The sequence below is a fragment of the Pseudomonas sp. YQ_5 genome (genome assembly GCF_043103305.1).
Taxonomy (GTDB): Bacteria; Pseudomonadota; Gammaproteobacteria; order Pseudomonadales; family Pseudomonadaceae; genus Aquipseudomonas; species Aquipseudomonas putida_Y.
In genome coordinates this window covers 1-1,340 of the sequence record NZ_JBICJS010000059.1, presented here as the reverse complement: position 1 = coordinate 1,340, position 1,340 = coordinate 1, and the positions used below count along the sequence as shown (strand labels likewise).

1 protein-coding gene is annotated in these 1,340 nt (G+C 55.1%); it reads right to left on the bottom strand.

Translation table 11 applies throughout. From position 1 onward, the window contains the following. Positions 1-100: 100 nt before the first annotated feature. Positions 101-1,340: IS1182 family transposase (locus ACF8EA_RS14125; RefSeq protein WP_392522373.1), on the bottom strand; the 1,240-nt coding region annotated here is incomplete at its 5' end.

The following is a 1,340-nucleotide window of genomic DNA, read 5'->3' as shown; positions in this document are numbered from 1 at the left end:
TGCCTGGATTAGCTCAGTTGGCCTCGCAAGGGTGCATCTGGCCGGTATGAGTCCTTCGTGGAGACTTTGGGGCCCCTAACTGGCGGCTCAGTAGGCCATTTCACCTTTTGAGCGCTTCGAGCAGCCCCCTGATGCCCAAGATGCTCATCATTCGCTTGAGGTTGTAAGCGAGCACATGGAGGCTCATTTCAGTACTGACCCTTGGCAGGGTCCTGGTCAGGAAGTGGGTCGCCCCCATCCAGTACTTGAGCGTTCCAAATGGATGCTCAACGGTTTGGCGGCGCACCTTCATTTTCCCCGGATCGTGCTCCAGTTGAACCTGCATCGAGTCGAGGGTCGCTTCATGTTCCCAGCGTTTCAACCGGCGCTCTTTGCCCGTCGTACATTGCTTGTGCATCGCGCAGGACTGGCAGCCCGAGAACCAATAAACATGCATCAGCATCCCGTCTTCCCAAGTTGAGTAACGCTTGGTCAGTAATTGCTCCGCAGGGCATCGATACTCATCCGATGCCGAGACGTACAGGAAATCCTGCTTGCCAAATCGACCTTCGGCTTTGCTGCTAGAGGTCAGTGGTTTCGGTACGAAGGGCGAGATTCCAGCTTGCTCACATGCAACGATTTCCGTGCCTGTGTAGTAGCCCCGGTCGGCAACGACATTCAGCGATTCAGTACCGATTTGGTCACGCGCTTGCTTCGCCATGTTGCTCAACTGGCCGCGATCATGACCGACATTCGTCACCTCATGTGCAACGATCAGATGGTGCTGATCGTCAACGGCCGTCTGCACGTTATAGCCAACGGTGCCACTGCCCCGACCACCAACTGACATGGAGCGAGCATCGGGATCTGTGAGAGAAATTTGTTTGTCTGGGGTTTGAAGTAGCTGCGTTTCAATGTCTTTGAGCTTCTGCATCTGCTGTTTCAGCGTTTCGATCTTCTCTTTCAGTCGCTCGGCCTTGGCCACAGCCACCTCCGGCATTGCCCGGTCCGCCGAATCCATCGCTGTCAGATAGCGCTCAATGCTCTGCTCGACTTGCTGCATACGGGCCTTCACCTTGGCCTGGGTGAAGTTACGGTCGCGATTGTTCACGGCTTTGAACTTGCTGCCGTCGATGGCAATGATTGAGTCAGAGAACAGGTTGAGGTTGCGACAGAGGATCACGAACTGACGGCAGACACTGCGAATGGCTTTACCGTTGTCCTTGCGAAAGTCGGCGATGGTTTTGAAATCTGGAGCCAGACGCCCCGTAAGCCACATCAACTCGACATTGCGTTCAGCTTCACGCTCGAGCCGGCGGCTGGACTGAATGCGGTTTAGGTAGCCGTAGATGTAGATCTTC